Annotated in this window: 17 protein-coding genes and 1 pseudogene; 8 read left to right on the top strand and 10 right to left on the bottom strand. The window is 63.8% G+C overall.

All coding sequences use genetic code 11. From position 1 onward, the window contains the following. The first annotated feature begins 73 nt into the window (after positions 1–73). Complete coding sequence (locus ACV095_RS21230; RefSeq protein ID WP_286404955.1) at positions 74–838, top strand: IclR family transcriptional regulator domain-containing protein; 765 nt, start codon at positions 74–76, stop codon at positions 836–838. A gap of 80 nt (positions 839–918) precedes the next feature. On the opposite strand, the gene ACV095_RS21225 is transcribed toward ACV095_RS21230, so the two are convergent. Beyond that, on the bottom strand, positions 919–1,710 hold the full coding sequence (locus tag ACV095_RS21225) for an IclR family transcriptional regulator (RefSeq protein WP_264963634.1): 792 nt from the start codon (positions 1,708–1,710) through the stop codon (positions 919–921). Positions 1,711–2,142: 432 nt separating this feature from the next. On the opposite strand from ACV095_RS21225, the gene ACV095_RS21220 reads away from it, so the two are divergent. The 5 genes from ACV095_RS21220 (at position 2,143) to ACV095_RS21200 (ending at position 6,422) form a co-directional block, all read left to right on the top strand. Beyond that, positions 2,143–2,535 carry a MobC family plasmid mobilization relaxosome protein gene (locus tag ACV095_RS21220; protein ID WP_264963635.1) on the top strand — a complete coding sequence of 131 codons (393 nt, stop codon included), beginning with the start codon at positions 2,143–2,145 and terminating at the stop codon, positions 2,533–2,535. Beyond that, complete coding sequence (locus ACV095_RS21215; RefSeq protein WP_264963636.1) at positions 2,535–4,094, top strand: relaxase/mobilization nuclease domain-containing protein; 1,560 nt, start codon at positions 2,535–2,537, stop codon at positions 4,092–4,094. Before ACV095_RS21220 ends, ACV095_RS21215 begins: the two co-directional genes overlap by 1 nt. 17 nt (positions 4,095–4,111) lie before the next feature. Then, on the top strand, positions 4,112–5,053 hold the full coding sequence (locus tag ACV095_RS21210; protein WP_264963637.1) for a hypothetical protein: 942 nt from the start codon (positions 4,112–4,114) through the stop codon (positions 5,051–5,053). 94 nt (positions 5,054–5,147) lie between these two features. Further along, positions 5,148–5,396, top strand: a complete 249-nt coding sequence (locus ACV095_RS21205) for a helix-turn-helix domain-containing protein (protein WP_264963638.1) — start codon at positions 5,148–5,150, stop codon at positions 5,394–5,396. Positions 5,397–5,825: 429 nt separating this feature from the next. Then, on the top strand, positions 5,826–6,422 hold the full coding sequence (locus tag ACV095_RS21200; RefSeq protein WP_264963808.1) for a DNA-binding protein: 597 nt from the start codon (positions 5,826–5,828) through the stop codon (positions 6,420–6,422). Between the two features lie 94 nt (positions 6,423–6,516). On the opposite strand, the gene ACV095_RS21195 is transcribed toward ACV095_RS21200, so the two are convergent. The 9 genes and pseudogenes from ACV095_RS21195 to ACV095_RS21155 form a co-directional block, all read right to left on the bottom strand. Then, entirely contained in the window at positions 6,517–7,326 is an 810-nt protein-coding gene (locus ACV095_RS21195) for a hypothetical protein (RefSeq protein WP_264963807.1), read from the bottom strand. Beyond that, positions 7,323–7,703 carry a hypothetical protein gene (locus ACV095_RS21190; RefSeq protein WP_264963806.1) on the bottom strand — a complete coding sequence of 127 codons (381 nt, stop codon included), beginning with the start codon at positions 7,701–7,703 and terminating at the stop codon, positions 7,323–7,325. Before ACV095_RS21190 ends, ACV095_RS21195 begins: the two co-directional genes overlap by 4 nt. 580 nt (positions 7,704–8,283) lie before the next feature. Further along, on the bottom strand, positions 8,284–9,291 hold the full coding sequence (locus ACV095_RS21185) for a recombinase XerD (RefSeq protein WP_350310825.1): 1,008 nt from the start codon (positions 9,289–9,291) through the stop codon (positions 8,284–8,286). A 499-nt stretch (positions 9,292–9,790) separates the two neighbouring features. Continuing rightward, the gene (locus ACV095_RS21180) at positions 9,791–10,126 is read right to left on the bottom strand and encodes a helix-turn-helix domain-containing protein (RefSeq protein WP_041653706.1); all 336 of its coding nucleotides are present in this window, start codon (positions 10,124–10,126) and stop codon (positions 9,791–9,793) included. Further along, a pseudogene (locus ACV095_RS21175) lies at positions 10,123–10,275 on the bottom strand (site-specific integrase); the annotation flags it as partial. The pseudogene ACV095_RS21175 and the gene ACV095_RS21180, both read right to left, overlap by 4 nt. A gap of 106 nt (positions 10,276–10,381) precedes the next feature. After that, positions 10,382–10,795, bottom strand: coding sequence for a DUF6262 family protein (locus ACV095_RS21170; RefSeq protein ID WP_021474754.1), 414 nt, complete (start codon positions 10,793–10,795; stop codon positions 10,382–10,384). Continuing rightward, positions 10,792–12,978, bottom strand: coding sequence for a tyrosine-type recombinase/integrase (locus tag ACV095_RS21165; protein ID WP_162520269.1), 2,187 nt, complete (start codon positions 12,976–12,978; stop codon positions 10,792–10,794). Before ACV095_RS21165 ends, ACV095_RS21170 begins: the two co-directional genes overlap by 4 nt. Before the next feature lie 53 nt (positions 12,979–13,031). Continuing rightward, complete coding sequence (locus ACV095_RS21160) at positions 13,032–14,138, bottom strand: tyrosine-type recombinase/integrase (protein ID WP_478223501.1); 1,107 nt, start codon at positions 14,136–14,138, stop codon at positions 13,032–13,034. After that, on the bottom strand, positions 14,098–15,225 hold the full coding sequence (locus ACV095_RS21155; protein ID WP_410869368.1) for a tyrosine-type recombinase/integrase: 1,128 nt from the start codon (positions 15,223–15,225) through the stop codon (positions 14,098–14,100). Before ACV095_RS21155 ends, ACV095_RS21160 begins: the two co-directional genes overlap by 41 nt. Positions 15,226–15,702: 477 nt before the next feature. Here ACV095_RS21155 and ACV095_RS21150 point away from each other — a divergent pair, with 477 nt between their 5' ends. Both ACV095_RS21150 and ACV095_RS21145 read left to right on the top strand, forming a co-directional pair. Then, on the top strand, positions 15,703–16,857 hold the full coding sequence (locus tag ACV095_RS21150) for a tyrosine-type recombinase/integrase (protein WP_462071432.1): 1,155 nt from the start codon (positions 15,703–15,705) through the stop codon (positions 16,855–16,857). Continuing rightward, positions 16,817–17,923, top strand: coding sequence for a tyrosine-type recombinase/integrase (locus ACV095_RS21145; RefSeq protein ID WP_478223501.1), 1,107 nt, complete (start codon positions 16,817–16,819; stop codon positions 17,921–17,923). The genes ACV095_RS21150 and ACV095_RS21145 overlap by 41 nt, the downstream gene beginning before the upstream one ends. The last annotated feature ends 39 nt before the right edge of the window (positions 17,924–17,962 follow it).

Here is a 17,962-nt window from a genome sequence, read left to right as displayed (position 1 = left end):
GACCCGGGCCATGTCGAGGCGTTGGCCCGGGCTTTGTCCGTGCTGAAGGCCTATCAGCAGCCAGGACAGGCCATTGTCGGTCTCGGATGTTGCCGAGTTCGTCGGGATCGCCAGGACCGCGGCGGGGCGATTCATCCTCACCCTGGAATACCTGGGTTATCTGTCCTACGACGCCAGTGGCTATTCCTTGCGGCTAGCAGTGCTGGAGATCGGGGATGCCTATCTGCTGAGCCATAAGCTGCTGGCGGTGGCCCATCCGCACCTTGCGTCGCTGGTGCAGGAGGCTGGCGAGACAGCATCGCTGACGGTGCTGCACCGGGGCAGCGTGGTCTACGTGGACCGGGTCCACGCCGACCGCGTCCTGACCGTCAACATCATCATCGGCACCAGCCTGCCGGCGTACGCGACGGCGACCGGGCGCGTCCTTCTCTCCGGGCTCACCGAGGGGGAGCTTGATGAATATCTGGAAGCCCTGGTGCCGGAAAGCCTGACCGGCAACACCGCGATCGACCGCGAGGAAATCCGGAAGAGGATAACCGCGGCCCGGGAGCAAGGCTGGTCGCTGGCCGACCAGGAGCTGACCGAGGGCCTGCGGTCCATTGCCGTCCCCGTGCGGGATGCCGGGACCGGCATCATCGCGGCCGTAAACGTCTCCGCGCACGCCACCCGCGTCAGCGCCGATGCCCTGCGCACCACCGTCCTGCCCCGCCTGCTGGGGGCCCGGCAGGCATCGCAGCCGAGCTCGCCGCCGGCGATGCCTGTTCCAACCGGGTTTTCGATTCCAATGTGCGCGAGTCTACCGCGACTGGGCGTGCAGCTGAGCGCCTGCGGCCGGTAACAGCTCGCTGTCCGACGTCCCTCCGCCACCGCTGGCCGGCTCCGTCAGGAACGGCCGGAGGCGGGGATCGGCGCGTGGGCCTAGACCAGCAGGCCCTGCAATTCTTCAGCGGCCGCCTGAAGCTTGGCACCGAGTTCGACGCGGAGTTGGTCCGACATGCGGTGGGCCGGCACCGAGACGTTGAGGGCGTAGGGGGTGCCGCTTGGATCGGTGAGGGCGACGGCGACGGACGTCACGCCGTCCTCGCTTTCTTCGTCACTGCTTGCAAAACCGGTCTGCCTGATCTTGTCCAGAGCCGATTCCAGGTCCGCCCGGGACGTGATGGAGGCCTTGGTCAGGCCGGGGAGCTCTTGCTGGGGGTAAAGGTTCCGTAGCTGGTCATCGCTGAGCCGGCTCAACATGGCTTTTCCCGTGGCGGCGCAGTTGGCGGGAATCATCCGGCCCTGACGGGAGCCAACGCGCACCGCGCGGGAGCTTTCGATGGCATCGAGGAAATGCGTGTCTGTTCCCTCAAGCCTAGCGAAGTGGACGGTCTCCCCGGTTTCGTCGAAGAGCCGTTCCAGGAACGGGCGGGCGACGGTCCGGACGTCGCTCTGGCGTCGGATGGCGAAAGCGATGGAGCCCAGTGCCTGGCCAGGTTCATAGGCCCGGGTGGCCGGATTCCGGCGCACGAATCCACGGTAGAGCAACATGCCCATGAGCCGGTGGGCAGTCGAGGAAGCTACACCCAGATACTTGCTTGCGTCCGTCAGCCTGATGCTGGGCTGGGTCTCGAAAAGCAGGAGGAGGCGGAGGGCGTTGTCAACAGATTCTATGGGGTACTGCGGAGGAGGGCCGTATTTTGCCCTGTCGTCCGCATCTGTTGATCGCATTTTACTAATCATACCCAGCGTCGGCGGGGCTGTCGGAATCGCCAGGCTTGACGGGCTGACGCCCAGCCTGGCGATTCCGTGCCTCCAGGCGGTCGCTATGTTGAACGGCCCTCCGAGGTCCGGCAGCTCCGCCATGTCGGGACCGGGAAGGTTTCCGGTGCATCGGAGTCGCAGGCAGTGGAGAGTGCGAAGTCGAAGACGGAGATGTTTTCGCTGAGCCAGATGGGTACTGACGTCTGGACGATGGGTACGAGGCCCTATTGGACGTGCCAGCGGAGCAGGACCTCGGTCGGAGCGACCGGAGCAAGCTAGATGGTTATGTGCCATAACCCGCGTGTTGATCCACGGCCTGCGGCCCTGGATGCGGCACACTCGTCAGTGTGGCCCGGAGATTCCGGGGCGCTGCGCTGGGCATGGGGGAAGGGGATCGGGATGACCGAAGAGCCGAAGTCGCCACGCCGGATCTCCCGCCGCCGCCGCGCCAACATTGACGGCGACACCCAGTACGTGCGGGTGTCGATGTCGGAGTTCGAACGTGCTCAGTTGAAGGTGCTGGAGGAACGGACCGGGCGCAGCCCCTCGGAGATTCTGGTCAGCGCTGCCCTGTACGCGGAGAACTCCGAGTCGCTGGATGAGCGGCGGGCGATGGCCGTTGAATTCATTGCGGCCCGCCGCTACCTTGCTGCCCTGTCGAACAACGTCAACCAGCTCGCCCGGCACGCGAACGCCACGGACGAATTCCCGGAAGCAGCCCGCACGGTGTTGACCCGGGTGCGTGCGGTCGCGGACCGGATCAACACGATGCTTGATTCGATGGTTCGCTGATGATTCCCAACATCACCAAGGGCACCCGTATGCACGGGCTCATCGCCTACCTTGCCGGTCCGGGCCGGGCGAACGAACACACCGACCCACACCTGGTCGCGGGCTCACCGTCGATCATGGCCTGGCACAACGATGACGAACTGAACGCCGACGCGGCGCAGGCCATTGCCAAGGAATTGGACCGGGCAAGAAGCGTCCTGGGCGTCGAGATTCCCGGCGGCCATGTCTGGCACTGCTCGCTTTCGCTGCGCGCCGAGGAAGGCGACCTTACCGACCAGAAGTGGGCTGAGATTGCGCAGGACTTCATGGACGAGATGGGCTTCACCGAAGCCAGCGGACGGGCGCCGGCCCAGTGGGTGGCGGTCCGTCACGGCCACAGCAAAGCCGGAAACGACCACATCCACATCGCTGCCTCCATGGTCCGCGAGGACGGCACGAAGTGGAGCAGCTGGCGGGACTTCCCCCGCGCGCAACAGGCCGCCCGGGAGCTTGAGAAAAAGTACGGCCTGGAAGAACTTTCGCCCACGCATTCCACCCGTGGCCTCCGGCCCGGTGAACGTGAAGCGTCCGAGCGGCGGGGAGCCCCGGAACCGGAACGCCGGTCCCTGGAACGCAAGGTCCGTGCCTGCGCGACGTCCGCCCAGGATGAGGCCGAATTCATTCGACGCCTTCGCCGTGCCGGTGCCCTGGTCAGGCCGCGGTACGCGTCCGGACGTGACGACGTCGTGGTCGGCTACAGCGTGGCAGAACGTCCTCCCAAAGGTGGCCGGCCTGTGTGGTTCGGCGGCGGTCACCTCGCCAAAGACCTTGCTCTGCCCAAGCTCCGCGCCGAGTGGCCTGACAGCCCACAAGGTGCCGCCGAGGCGGTCGCCGAATGGCAGGCAGCTGCACGTGGACGCCGCCCGGTCACGATCGGCCGCGAAGCCCACGAACCGGACCCGCAAATGTGGGAGCAGTACAGCGACGAAGTTGCCCGGCTCCGCGAAACGCTGCGCTCCGTCCCGCTGGACGATCACGCGACCTGGGCGCAGGTTGCACGCGAGACATCCGGCGCCTTCGCCGCCTGGTCCACGGCAACCGAGGCGACGCCCGGACCACTCGCAGCAGCGGCCGACGAGCTGTCCAAGACAGCACAACTGCGGCGTTACCCAGTCCGCCCCATCCGCAGCGCAGGACCATCTGCCCGCGGAGCCTCGCTCATGCTCATGGCAGCTTCGATGGGCGGCACCGGAACAGCCGCGCAGGCAATCATGCTGCGCCAGCTGCTCAACGTCGCAAAGGCCGTCCACGACATGCACAAGGCCTCAAATGATCTGCGCCGAGCACGCCAGATCAGCCACATGGTGAAGCACCAACTGAGCCAGGTCGCGGCCGCACTGCCCGCCGTCCCAGCGTCAACGCCCACAGCGGATAGCGAAGCTGCCGCCGCGGTACGCGCGAGCACAGCCGGCCAGGTTGCCGGTCGGCCCGCGGGGTCCGTGCTGCTGCCGGAATATGTGCAGGCACGCACCCACGCGGGCACCCGAAGCGGGAATACCCGCCCAGACATTGAGAGATAACACCAAGGAGGGGAACCATGAGCGAATCTGACGGCATTGATGAGGCTCTTGAGGGAATGTCGCGCGTTGCGCTGACCGTCGCCGGCCGGCTCGGTGAGCAGCTGGCCAGAGCCCGCGAGCAAGAGCTGCGCCGCGCCCAAGCGGCCGAGGAACAACAGGCCCGCGAACTGCAGGCACGGTTCGATGCCGAGCGGGCAGCTGCCCGTGCACAGCTCGCCCCCGTCATGGACAACCGGTGGTGGGACACGGCCACCGGCCGCGACATCGAAAGGGCACATGAGGCGGCCACCGCGTGGAAAGACCACGATCCGGCGGCGCGCGACGCGGCCGAGGTGATCCGTGACCAGGTGCAGCGCCGCTACGGCTTGGACGTGGACAACCTCGGTGCCAATGAAGCAACGGTGGCGGAGGCCCTGGCTAAAGCCGAGCGGGACCGCGAACAGGCAGAACAGGAACGCCGTTCCGGCCGTGACGAGAACGCCCAGGCTGTGCAACTGCTGGCCGAGGCCGATCGGGAAGACAGGAAGCGCGCCGAGGCCGTTGATCAGCCCTCAAGGGAGGACTTGGACGAAGCGCTGGCCTGGCTCCGGGAGACCAAACCCATCGAGGCACACAACTGGGAACAGCGGCACAAATTTGCAGACGGCGTAGCCGTCGAGGACGACATGGAAAGGCGGCTGATTGAAGACTGGACAGCCGCCCGTGCCGATCACCGCCCCGAGCAGTTGCGTGGCGAAGCAGGAGCCACATACGACTCAGCCGAGCGCCGACAGGAACTGGCGGCCAGCCTCGAAGGGGTTGCTGACCGCGAGGCTGTAGATGCACGGCTCGTTGCGGACCAGGATCAGGGCACTCCGCCCAGCGCAGCCGTAGGCAAGGGATCGAGGCCTGCAAAGGCCCGCAAGACGCGCGGAGCCAACGGCCCGACAAAGCTCCTTCAAAAGGGCATGAGCCGGTAAGCCCTGCAGGCCGTCCAGCCCAGGAAATCTCACCGGATGGCCCGGGGCCCGCAAATTGGCCCCGGCTGGGTGCTGCTCACATTAGGATGTCCGGGTGACCGCTGAACCCGGCAAGCGCCGCTTTCTGACCATCGAGCAGGTCGCCGAAGAATTGAAGTGCAAAAGCAGCCTCATCCGGAACCTCATTCATACTGGAGAGCTTCGCGCTTTTCAGGTTGGGGGCCGGGGGCTCTGGCGCGTTGGGCGCCAGGATCTCGAGGACTATATCGCAGATGCTTACCGGCGCACCGCTGAGCGGATCGCCGCGGGCGAACTGGCGGACAACGTGCCGGAAGGGGAATAGGGGCGCTGGAGGGGCGGAAACCCCTGTGCTCCCGGGCGGTCCGGCGTCTCCAAGCGTCCTACGCTGGCGTGCGCTCATCCGCGGATACGGCCCTCCCAGCGTTTCTCGGCACCCTGCCGGCTGATCCCGAAGGCCCTGCCGATCTTTTACCAAGAGACGCCCAGTAGTAGTAGGAGGCATCTACTACTACTCCTACTCTTTTCGTGGACGCGTATCGTCCCCAAGGCAAGGCTCTTGGGCGGCGCAAACCGCTCTGCGCCTGGGGGGCGACCCACGAGGAATCCCCGCTACCCAGACCCTCTGGCCTGAGGCCCTACCCCACCCACATGGACGGGGAACCGCGGGCCCCGGGACAGCGCGGTATTGCCGATTAGTAGTAGTAGGAGTAGTTTTGGTACTACTCCTACTACTACTACTGAGGGTTTTCGAATGAGTTCGAGTGCTAAAGACCGGGTTTTTGCTGCCGCGGAGCAGATCAGCGCCGAGCGGCGCCCGACCGTGTCCACTGTTCGATCTGCTGCGGGCGTTAGTAACGCCGACGCCACCCGCTATCTGAAGGAATGGGCCGAGGAGAAGCAGTCCGCAGGAGGTCAGGTCGCGGCGACCCCGCCGGCCATCCTCGAGCAGGCGGCGCGTCTGGCCGGGGCTGTCTGGGCGGAAGCGTCCACCATTGCGAACGAGCGCCACGCCGCCACCGGCGAGCTCTGGGCCCGGGAGAAAAAGGAGCTGAATGAAGAGGTCGCCGAGCTTGTTGCCGACCTCGACAAAGTGACGGCCGAAAAGGAGTCCGCTGTCTCCGAGCTGGTGGCCAAAATAGAGGAGCTGGAACGCCAGCTAACCACCAATGCCGAGCAGTTAGAGCAGGCCCGCTCAGCCGGCCAGGAAGCAGCGGCCGAAGCTGCGGCAGCAGCAACCCGGGCGGCCGCCGCGCAGGCCCGCGCGGACGCGCTCCAGGAAGCCCATGACGCGCTGCTGCAGCGCATTACCCCCGAGCAGCCTCAGAGTGGCGAAGAACCTGATGCCTGATCTAGCCGGGACCCCTCTGCCAACGGCCGGCAAGTCCTGCAGCCGCCAGCGGTTGGCGGCCTATCGGAGCGGCGCTCGGAAGATTTCCTTGATTTCACGGGCGAGCTCCGAGGACCGGTAGACCGTACAGTTCGGCTACACGGTGGAATTCAGGGTCCGGTCCGACATTTTCGGAGGTCAGCTGCAGGAGGCCGTTGCGGCTGGGGGAGAGGCCTTCGTCAGCCCGTCGGTCCCAGTAGGCCCAGCACCTTCCAGTCAGTGTTTTTGACGGGTAGCTGATACCCAGTGGTTCTGAGCCATCGTCTAACACCGTTCCGCGGATAACGTGCGCGAGCAGGGTTGTCAGATCACGGTCGTCACCGGTGAGGGAGCCGGCCGTGAGGAGCTGCAAGCGTTCGGTCAGCCCCGCCGTGGTTGGTGTGAGGGCTTCAAGGGCGCGGAGGGTGGCCGCGTCGTCTATCTGAACCCACCACCCCTGACCAGGGAGGCGAATTTCGTAAATCGAACGGTCCATTTGCCAGTCCACGGATATGGCCCATGGGACGTCAATCCCGTTCTCCTCGGCCTGGGCCCGGACACTGGCGATGTAGTCCTCGACCGTCCATCCGATGGATTCCGCGGCCTTGGCAACGGACGCGCGCTGCTGCCGGAAGCCAAGCAATACCTCGGCGTAGGCGCACTGGCGGGAGTCGGCGAGATAGATCGTCGAGCCTATGCTGTCGTACCGTCCCCGGGAATCGCTGCCTGCGGCCGTTCCGATAGGCATCGGGCCAACGATGGAATTCTTCCTGACCGACAACGCACCGTAACGGTCCTTCGCCACCCTGAACGAAATCTCGCCGGCAGCCCCAACAAGAGTCAGCCCCGTCAAGTCGCACCGGCGAACCTTGTCGGCCGTGATCATGCGGCGTAAGTGTCATTCACGAACGATTCGGCTGCCCCCAAAACCTCCCGGGAACGCAGCTGCTGAATGTAAAGGACAGGAAGTTCCTCGTCCAGGCGCGGGTTGGCGCCCATCAACCAGGCCAACGCAACATGCTTTCCTTCAGCGAGCTCAAGTGTCTTCCAGACACGATGACCCAGGCGCAGGCGTGACTCGACCTCCGGGCGGGGCTCCGGGCCGTCAGGCTTCGCCCAGCGAAACGGAGACGTGCGGTCCTTCACTCCGGCCATGGTCTGGACAACGGTCGTACCCAGATTCTCATTGAGTTCGCGCACAAGGTCGTGGATATTCATCCGGGTGGTCCCCAGGTGAATGTCATGCCGGGTCGTTGCTTCCATCTCTCCATCATCGCAGGCTTGCAAAAGGAAAGCAACGAAAATGCAACGCTAAACAAGCGGAACTGTGGGCTGGCCAAAGCTGGAGAGGAGACGGGTCGGTACTCCTCAGTGTCCGGTGTTAGCCCCGTTCTGATTGGGCAGCAGGAGTGGTAGGTGTATTCTGAAAATAGCAGTTCACTTGAAGCTTAAAGCAAACTACTGGCATCCCTGCGGATTGGACGTGGGCGTATTCCTCCCATAGGGCCCGTGGTTGGGACATGCAGGGAGACACCCGCGCTCAGTTCTCAGGGTGCTTGCGTTCGACACTCGTTCTTGACCTCCCGTGTCCATGGCGTAGTAGCCCTACGAGCTCAAACACTGCGACAGCAGCAGCACAGGCAGCAGCTGCGAAAGCTGCAATGCGAGAGCCCTCATCTTGGACGATTGCGCCAACGTAAACACCAATGGCAGCAACTAGCACCCACCCGAACAAGAAGACCTTTTTCAAGAGCAATCCCTCCAAACTCCGGTTCTCGAGCTTGACCACGCGCCGTCATGGGGTGAGCCTAGCGCAGCCTGAAGGTCACAGGTTCGAGAAAGCTCAAGGTCTACTTCGCAGGTTGACGTAGCGTGACCAGGCGTCGCCTGCTGCGTCGGCGTGGAGGAAGGCGATTTGGTGGCCGTATCCGAGGGCGTCGGCGACCAGTGGTGGCGGTGAGGCTAGGAGATGTTCGTCGAGGGCGGTGTTTCGTGCGCCGCGCAGGTCGATACCGAGGCTGCGGAGCCTGTCCATGATGGTGTTCGGGTGAAGAGGCTGGCCGGCTCGTGTTCCGGGAAAGAGCCAAGGGCTTTGGGTATCTGAACCGGTTCTGAGGTTTGGCCGGTTTGCCAGGTGCTCTCGAATGAGTTCCGTGACAGGCTCGGGGGTGGGCACTGGGTGGAGACCTAAGGTGACCCGCATAGCCCCGGTGGTTTCGTTGGTCTCTATGGCGTCGACACGGAGTTTGGCAACCCTGACCAGTGGTTGGGCATAGAGAAGCAGTAGCGCGCCGGCGATTCGGTAGGGCAGGGACTCGCTGGTGCCTGTGAGTAGTTCCCGCAGCCATGCCAAGCGCTGGTCCTGGGTGATCGTTGGCCGTGATTTCGCGGTGTAGTGGCCCATCTCCACCCGGTGGTTTGTGCCGGTGTTCTTGATGAAGACAATGAACGTGCGGATGGCTTTCCTGGTTGTCGGTCCGGTGGCGAGCCAGGTTTCGACGTCTTGCTGGTTGCAGTTCGCGGCAGTCCGCTGGTGGGTATCCCGGAGCCAGGCCAGGAATTTGATAGTTTCGGTGATCTCTTGTTTGGCGGAGTGCACCGGGGCTTGGGCGCTCTTCTCCGGTGTTGTCATGGACCGGATGCGACGGAGGTGATGCCAGGTGGCGAACTGCAGGACGGGCTTAGCAATTTCTTCAGCCAGGTCGCGGAGTTTGTCGTTAATCCAGGTCTCGAACCGGGCCAGATGCGGGTCCTGGTAGGGGAGGAGCCCGTGATGGATGAACAGGGCCCGCAGGTGATTGGCTGGTCGTTCCGCCGACTCAGCTGCCGCGTCGAAGCCTTCGTGCGTCAAGGGAGTCTTTCCGCATGACAGAGAAACAAGAAGGGCTTGGACCTTGGGGGAGCGTTTCCAAGTGATGATGCTCTCAGGCCGGTCCGCCTTGCAGAGGACATCAACGATCTTGCTCACTGTCTCTTGGGCGGCCCCGTGTGTGAGCAGCAGTTCATTGAGGTCGTCCCGGAGGGCGCAGCGGGCGCAGATGCCACGCCGGTAGAACTCGCCTTCCGTGTTGCAGCGGCTGCAGTGGAAGTCATGGAGGATGTCGGCGCAGGGTGCGCAGCGGGGACCCCCGGCGGCCGAGGGCGGTCCGGGCAGCAACCGGTGCTGGCCGCAGTCGGGGCAGGTCCCGTGAGTGCGGGTGGCTGTAGTGAAACAGGGTCCGCAGATTTTTCCTTCAGGCCAGGTGGCTCGTGTCTTGCCGGCGGCCCGGCCGCAGCGTGCGCACGTCGCGGTCCCGGTGGTGCGGGGCCGGCCGCGGCTGGTGTTCCGCGGAGTCAGGCCTTGGGGTTGCTCAGTGGTCATCGTCGATGATGCGTGCCCGTCGTGGTCTGACGGTGCGGTTCAAGTCGACGACGTTGGGGGCGCTGGTGCCGGTTTTCCGGGCTCGAGCGTCGGCGGCTGTGACGGTGATGAGGTCCTCGGGGCCGCAGGAAAAGATGTCGCAGATCGCGGCGATGACCTGCAATGCGACGCGTTCCGGTTTCTGGTTGACGAGCCGGTAGACCTGTGGCCGTGAGAGGGTGATGCCGCGCTCAGCCAGAAGAGGGATGAGGTCGGTGGTGTTGTGAAGTCCCCGGGCTGCCATGAGCTCCGAAAGCCGCCATTTGTATTCGACTTCGCGCCTCACCATTGCCCCCGCAGCTGCACGCCCAGGACTTCGTCCATGGTGCGGTCCAGGGCCGCGCGGAGCGTGGCGTTGCGAAAGTCATCGCTGACAAACTGGTAGATCCCCGTGGTGGAGGCATGTTCGTGGCCCATCTGATTCTGCATTATCTTGAGCCCGTCGGGCTCCTGTGCCTCTGGCCTGCGGTTTTGGGTTGGTGGGTGTGTCCGGGACGTGCATGACGGTGGCATTGGGTGTCCTTTCATTCTCGTGGATCTGTTATGGATTCGGGATGGTCGCTGGGTCTGGTGATGGACTTTGGCGGCGTTGTCCGAGGGCGTGTGCGAGTTGCTGTCGCAGTCGTTGGTTCTCGTCGTTGAGTCGTCGGATTCTGTCGTTGGCCGCTTCGAGTCGTTGCCGTAGCGAGGCCTCGCTTGCCCGCTGTGGCTGTGATGCCGGTGTGGGCTCCGCTGAGGCGTGGTTTTGGCGGAGGCGTTCGATTTCGGCGCGGAGGTCGGGCTGGGTGTAGAGCCAGGACCGGGAGACTCGGGCGTATTTGGCGACGGCGTCGAAGGTGACCGGTCGGCCTTCCGCGTGCAGCGTGCGCAGCGCTTGGACGGCTTTGGACCGGGTGAGAGCGGCGCGCTGCTGTGCAGCTTTGATCAGGTGCCGGCTGTTGTCGGGGCGGTTCATCCGGCGGCCTCGGCTGGTGCGGTGTCGTCGAGGGAGTCGATGATGCGGTCCAGGTTGTGCAGCACGGCCTGGTTCATCTCGATGAGCCGGGTCTGTCCGCGGGCCTCGGCCGCGGAGAGGATCTGGACGGTCTGGCGGCGCTGCTCTTGGTGCTGGGGGAGGAATTCGGCGGTGGTGACAAACATGGGACAGGTCAGGCAGGCGTTGGCGTGCGGGCAGGTTTTCTGAACCGGCAGCCCGCAGAATCCGTTCGGCAAGCTCTGCGTCGCGCGGCCGAGGCGTTGTTTGGCCCAGCTGGCTTCGGCGAGTGGTCCCTGCGGGTCAATGGTGATGGTGTCGCCGTTGATGTTGACCTTGCGGGCTTTCTCCCAGTGGCGACGCACGGTCGTGTCATGCAGCCGGGCGTAATGGGCGGTCATCTCCGCCGAGGTGTGATCGAGGAGGACCCGGACAACTTCCTGAGGAACGTCGCGGTTGATCAGTGTTGTCCCGAAGGTGTGGCGCCACTGATGCGGAGTCAGGCGCACCTCTTGCCCGTGTTCGTCGCGAATGTCGCAGCGTTCCAGCCAGTCTTCAAGCTGTCCGCGGTAGGAGTGTGTGGTGAGCGGTTTTGCTCCGTCGGGGTTCATCTTCGGGGCCGGGAACAGCCAGTTGCTGCCTTCGGGGAATCGTTCGCGGACGCGTCGTTGCTGATCGAGGATGGCGGTATGGACTTCCTCGTCGAGGGGTACGAGGGCTTCGCGTTTCATCTTCCGGTTCATATAGCGAAGGTATGGGGCGCCGTCACCGTCACGGACCACGCCGTCTGATACCAGGTTGCAGGCGTCCCCGACGCGCAGTCCGCAGCGCATCAGTATCAGTGTGAGTAGCCGACTGTCGGGGCTGGTCCATTTGCCGAGGTTTTCGGGTTGGTCGAGTTGCGCCATGATGTGATCGGCCAGGGCTCTGGGCAGTCGTTTGGCTGGTCGTGGGAAGTCTTCGGGGTAGAAGTTCGCCGATGCCGGCAGGTCCTTGGCCCGGTCGTGGCGGCGGATCGCGGCGAAGAAGGCGTTCAGGGAGCTGATGTCGCGGCCACGGGAAGTCACGGCCCGTTTATCCCGGGCGAGTTCGGCGAGGAAGCGTTCCAGGATGCCGCGGTCGATGCAGTCCGGGCCGTCGGAGTGGGGGATGGTGTGGGCGAGGAACGCGGCGAATCGGTTCAGGGCGAGGAGGTCGATGCGGGCTTGGATGATTTCCCTGCCGCTGGTCAGCCGCCATCGGATGAAGCGTTTTGCCATGGTGCGCAGCCACGGTTGCGGGATCTTGTCGAAGCGGAGGGTGCCGCGGGTGTCGGTGTAGCCGAGGCGGTGCAGGGCCCAGACGTCGCGGGAATACTCTGACTCCCAGCCGGTGCCGGCGGCGAGGTCTTCGAGCCGGGTGTAGGCAAATCGCAGGAATGCGAGTTGCCCGTTGTGGCGGTGACTGCGGCCCACCCGGCCGGCGCTATAGAACGCTGCCCACTGGCCAAGATTCCACTCCAGCAGCGAGGTGACGCCGCTGTCGGTGAGGAGCCGGATCACGGGCGTCACAACGGAGGAGCGGGTACTGGCCCGGCGTTCATCGTGGCGGCATTGCAGGGCGTGCTGGAGCTCAAGCCGCAGCTGGGGACGATCTGCCAGGCATCGGAAATCGAACCGGTCCAGGCCCACGCTTTCGCACCGGGCGACGAACTCGTCGATATCCGGTGTGCCAATGGCGTGCCAGCGGGACTTGTGGTTCAGACACAACGGCGAGTTGCCTTGGGCCCAGAGGTCGCAGAACGCGAGCCTGCATTCGGGCCGTTCGGTGGCTGGCTCGGGGGAGAGGGTAGCGAGCCACTTATTCACGTCGGTCTCGCTGGAACGACTGAAGAACCCGTGATGGCTGATGCAGAGGCCGCGTCTGGCCGAACCGAAGCGGCACCAGGTGACGGTGCATGCCGCCAAGGGGCCGTCGCCTACGGGTAATGGGCCGGGGCTGGCGAGGAATGACTCCAATTCGGGGCGTCCTTGGTCCAGCCAGCGCTTGTAGTGGCTTTTGCAGAACCCTTTCACCGTACGTTGCCGTTCACACTTGTCGATCCGGCAGGGCTCGGTGTTGAAGACGAGGGAGCCTGGGGCCGGGATCACGATTTCGGGTCTGAATTCGGGCCGGACGGTGCCCATGAGCTTAGCCAACAGACCGCGACCGTCCTCGTTTTCATTCAATGCGAGGGAGCTCACCAGGTGACCTCTTTTCCGGTCAGCAGCCCTGCCTTTTCGAGGGCGCGGCGGGCGTCCTCAACAGTGAGGTGGCCGTAGACGTCGATGGTGGTTGCGACCGATGCGTGGCCAAGCAGGCTGCTGATCACTTCGATGGGTGTCCCGGCCCGTAGCAAGCGGGTGGCATAGGTGTGGCGGAACCAGTGCGGGTCAAAATCCACTCCGGTGTTACGGCGCAGCCGCTTCACCAGGTCATAGAATGCCGCGTAGCCCATCGGGCGGCCGCGGGCGCCGGCCCACAGATTCACGAACACGTAGTCGCTGTCCAGATCTCCGTATTCCTCGTGAAGGTAGTCGCCGTAGAGCCGCACGACGTCCGCGCCGATCGGTATCGTGCGCGGCGAAACGGACTTCGCCCGGGCCCGGTTGGCGTTCACCCGCCGGCGGATCGTCAGCTCGCCCTCGGCGACTGCAATGTCCTCATGCCTTAGTCCGAGTGCTTCGCCGATACGGATTCCCGACTCCCACAGCAGGACGAACATGAACCGGTCCCTCAGCCGAGTGCACGCATCCAGCACTGCTTGTGCCTGCACCGCAGGCAGGACCGTGGGCAACCTCTTGGGCTCACGCAGCTTCACGATCCGGCGCCGCTGCGGCCTGTCCCCGGCAAGGTGGGCAAGGAACGGTCTCCATCCCGTTCTTCGGTGCCGGACCGTTTCGAACTCGGTGACAAGGTCGCCCAGCGGAACCCCATGACGGGAGTGAAACACGTAGAAGCCGCCCACCGCCGCGAGCTTGCGGTTCACCGTTCCCGGCCCGCAGTGATGGGAAGCCGACGGCAGCAGCGTCACGTCCGCGGCGCGCCCGGCAGGCGGAAGCCGCAGCCAGGCGAGAAACTCGCCGACGTTCTCCAAGGCCACCTGGCGCCAATCAATGCCGCGGTGGCGAAGAAAGACGAACCAATCCTTGAGATCATGCGCATACGCCTTGAGCGTGTTCGGCGACCTCTCGACGTCGGTCAGGTAAGCCAGGAACCGCTCCACCGGCTCGACGACACCATGATCATCAAGCACAGTCCACGACTCAAGCGGCGAACCGGACACCAAAACTCGTTGAACCTGCATGAACCCTCCCGCGATCCCGTGTGATGGACAGCTTCAGATAAGCACCTCCATCACGCGGAACTGTGCGGTTACGGGCCTCGTGCTGCACGTCAAAGACACCCCGGTTCCGGCCCCAGATAAGTTGCACGAATCTAGGATCCCATCCGTCCTCCAACAGGTGCGTCGCATAGCTGCGGCGCAGGGAGTGCAGATCGAGACCCTCCAGCGGCAGGTCCAGCTCGTTCAGGTAGCGCCGGAGCCGACGCAGCAGGGTTGATTCACAGATCAGGCCGCCGCGTTCGCTGGGGAAAAGATCCAGGGTGTCGAGAGTTCCCCGGCCGTTGGCGAGCCAGTCCTCGATGATGCCAGCGCTCCAGTCGAAGACGGTCAGGACGCTGCGAGGTTTGTAGGGGGAACCCTTGCGTGACTTGCCGAACCGGACCTTGCAAACACCTGCTTTTCCGAACCTGCGCGCCTGAGGGTTGGTTGCGAAATCGACGGTTTGCAGGTGACGCAGCTCGTTGAACCTCAGCCCGTACGAGTAGGTGATTTTCAGCATGACGGCGTCCCGATAGGCTGCCTTCCAGCCCTTCTTGCCTGACGCCGCAATGAGCTCGACCTGGTCGTCCGCATGATCGAACAGCATCTGCAACTCGGCCTTGGTAAAGGGCCTCTTCGACGGCTGTCCTTCGTACTCCTGGGTGTGGGTTGCCGTGTTCCAGTCGAAGAAGACCTGGGACGGGTGCGTGCCGAAACGCTGCTCACAGACCCTGTCCCAGCCGTAATCGGGGTTCGAGACGTAGGACGAGAAACGGCGGAGCATTGACTGGTAGCCGCGGACGGTGGAGTGCTTCAGCTGACGGATCGAGCGGAGATCACCGAAGTACTCCTCTACATGCTCCGGCGCCCAGTTCCACGGAAACTCGTTCACATGGTTCACGAACCTGCGGACACTGGCGATTCCCTTGTCGATCGTGTCGAACTGCAGATTCCGGGAGAGCTGCTGGTTGCGCCAGCCGGTGAACATGTCCTCGAGCGTCTGCTCCTCGGGATGCAGCAACGAAACGGCATTCAACTGCAGCACGCGCCCGGACCCGTCAACCGCCACAGTTCGCTCCCAAAGTCGCCCTCAAACCACATTCAATAACTGAATCAATGATTCATTAAATGCATCATCAGCGCAAAACCGCAGGTCAAACGCCCTTCAGGGACGCTCAAGCGCCGACGCTTTGGTCCGCATGGAGCGGCTTGCGTGACTGCGCATCAGCCGAGTTCCGCCTACAAATCCGCGGAATTCGAGGCTCAGGAGCCGAGCCAAGCAACCATAGGGGATCGGGGTGGATTGATTCATCTGATGCAATACGCAGAGTACAGCTTTACATAATCTCCATTATCGGCGTTTGAGTAGGACGAGTAGAAGTAGATTAGAGAACTCGTCTCATCCTGTTTTTTGATGTTTGCGCAGGTCAGTGCGGTGCAATGACCAATTGACGTCGATTGCTGGAAGTCAGCGTTTGCGCGGGACGCCGCGGCACAGTGACGTAGTCTCTCATTAGATGAGAGATTTTTGCGTACAGTTAGCTCAGTGAGTATCGAATCTGGGCGGATTCCGGCCTTTCTGACCAACGCGAATGTCGGGCTGCTGCGTGCCGAGGATCGAGTCTTCGAGGCGATGGTGGATGGCTGGCGTGCACAGATGCTGGCTCGCGGTCTGTCGACGTCGTACATCAAGAGCTCATGCGGGACGATCCAGAAGTTCCAGGAGCACGCGAACGAGTATCCGTGGACGTGGTCGGCGCATCACGTGGATGAATTTCTGGCAGACCGCCGCAGCTCAGAGAAAGGGTTGGCGTTATCAACCCTGAGGACAAACTCCGGGGCCATCAGGGCTTTCTGTTCCTATCTAACGGACGGGCGTTACGGTTGGGCCACGTTCTGTGAGCGGGTCTTCGCGGACATTCCGGTGCAGGTCGTGTTCGAGTGGAACTCGCCACGACACACGACGGACGATGCCCTGCCGGCACGCCGCCGGGCGTTCACCCGGACAGAACTGCAGACGTTCTTCGACGCTGCCGACGACCTGGTCGACACAGAGTTCGCCAAGGGTTCCAAACGCTGGCTGCCAGCATTCAGGGACTCGACGGCGTTCAAGGTGGGCTATGCATACGGGCTGCGGCGGCGCGAACTGGTGATGCTCGAGTACGTCGATTTTGGTCCCAATCCGCACGTCGAGCAGTTCGGCCGCTTCGGGGCACTCCAGGTGCGGTGGGCCAAGGGAACCAAGGGTTCCGGACCCCGACGGCGCACCGTTCTGACGGTTCCCGAGTTCGATTGGGTGGTTGGGCTCCTTGAGCACTGGCTCTCCCCTGACGGCCGGAAACGTTTCCCGACCGCTGACCGGTCCGCTAGCCTGTGGCCTTCGGAGCGCTCTGGTTCCACTGTTTTCCGCAACTTCGACCGGTCTTTTCAGCGGGTGCGGACGATCGCCGGCCTGCCGGAGGAACTGACCCTGCACACCCTGAGGCACTCGTACGTCACTCATCTGATCGAGGCCGGCTACGACCCGCTGTTCATCCAGCTTATCTGGGGCCGGAACCGGGGTGTCTTTGACGTGCAGCACGAGGCCCGTAACCGCACAGTTCCGCGTGATGGAGGTGCTTATCTGAAGCTGTCCATCACACGGGATCGCGGGAGGGTTCATGCAGGTTCAACGAGTTTTGGTGTCCGGTTCGCCGCTTGAGTCGTGGACTGTGCTTGATGATCATGGTGTCGTCGAGCCGGTGGAGCGGTTCCTGGCTTACCTGACCGACGTCGAGAGGTCGCCGAACACGCTCAAGGCGTATGCGCATGATCTCAAGGATTGGTTCGTCTTTCTTCGCCACCGCGGCATTGATTGGCGCCAGGTGGCCTTGGAGAACGTCGGCGAGTTTCTCGCCTGGCTGCGGCTTCCGCCTGCCGGGCGCGCCGCGGACGTGACGCTGCTGCCGTCGGCTTCCCATCACTGCGGGCCGGGAACGGTGAACCGCAAGCTCGCGGCGGTGGGCGGCTTCTACGTGTTTCACTCCCGTCATGGGGTTCCGCTGGGCGACCTTGTCACCGAGTTCGAAACGGTCCGGCACCGAAGAACGGGATGGAGACCGTTCCTTGCCCACCTTGCCGGGGACAGGCCGCAGCGGCGCCGGATCGTGAAGCTGCGTGAGCCCAAGAGGTTGCCCACGGTCCTGCCTGCGGTGCAGGCACAAGCAGTGCTGGATGCGTGCACTCGGCTGAGGGACCGGTTCATGTTCGTCCTGCTGTGGGAGTCGGGAATCCGTATCGGCGAAGCACTCGGACTAAGGCATGAGGACATTGCAGTCGCCGAGGGCGAGCTGACGATCCGCCGGCGGGTGAACGCCAACCGGGCCCGGGCGAAGTCCGTTTCGCCGCGCACGATACCGATCGGCGCGGACGTCGTGCGGCTCTACGGCGACTACCTTCACGAGGAATACGGAGATCTGGACAGCGACTACGTGTTCGTGAATCTGTGGGCCGGCGCCCGCGGCCGCCCGATGGGCTACGCGGCATTCTATGACCTGGTGAAGCGGCTGCGCCGTAACACCGGAGTGGATTTTGACCCGCACTGGTTCCGCCACACCTATGCCACCCGCTTGCTACGGGCCGGGACACCCATCGAAGTGATCAGCAGCCTGCTTGGCCACGCATCGGTCGCAACCACCATCGACGTCTACGGCCACCTCACTGTTGAGGACGCCCGCCGCGCCCTCGAAAAGGCAGGGCTGCTGACCGGAAAAGAGGTCACCTGGTGAGCTCCCTCGCATTGAATGAAAACGAGGACGGTCGCGGTC

This window comes from Arthrobacter sp. JDC6 (genome assembly GCF_056484025.1).
This window is presented reverse-complemented; position numbering and strand designations above follow the sequence as displayed.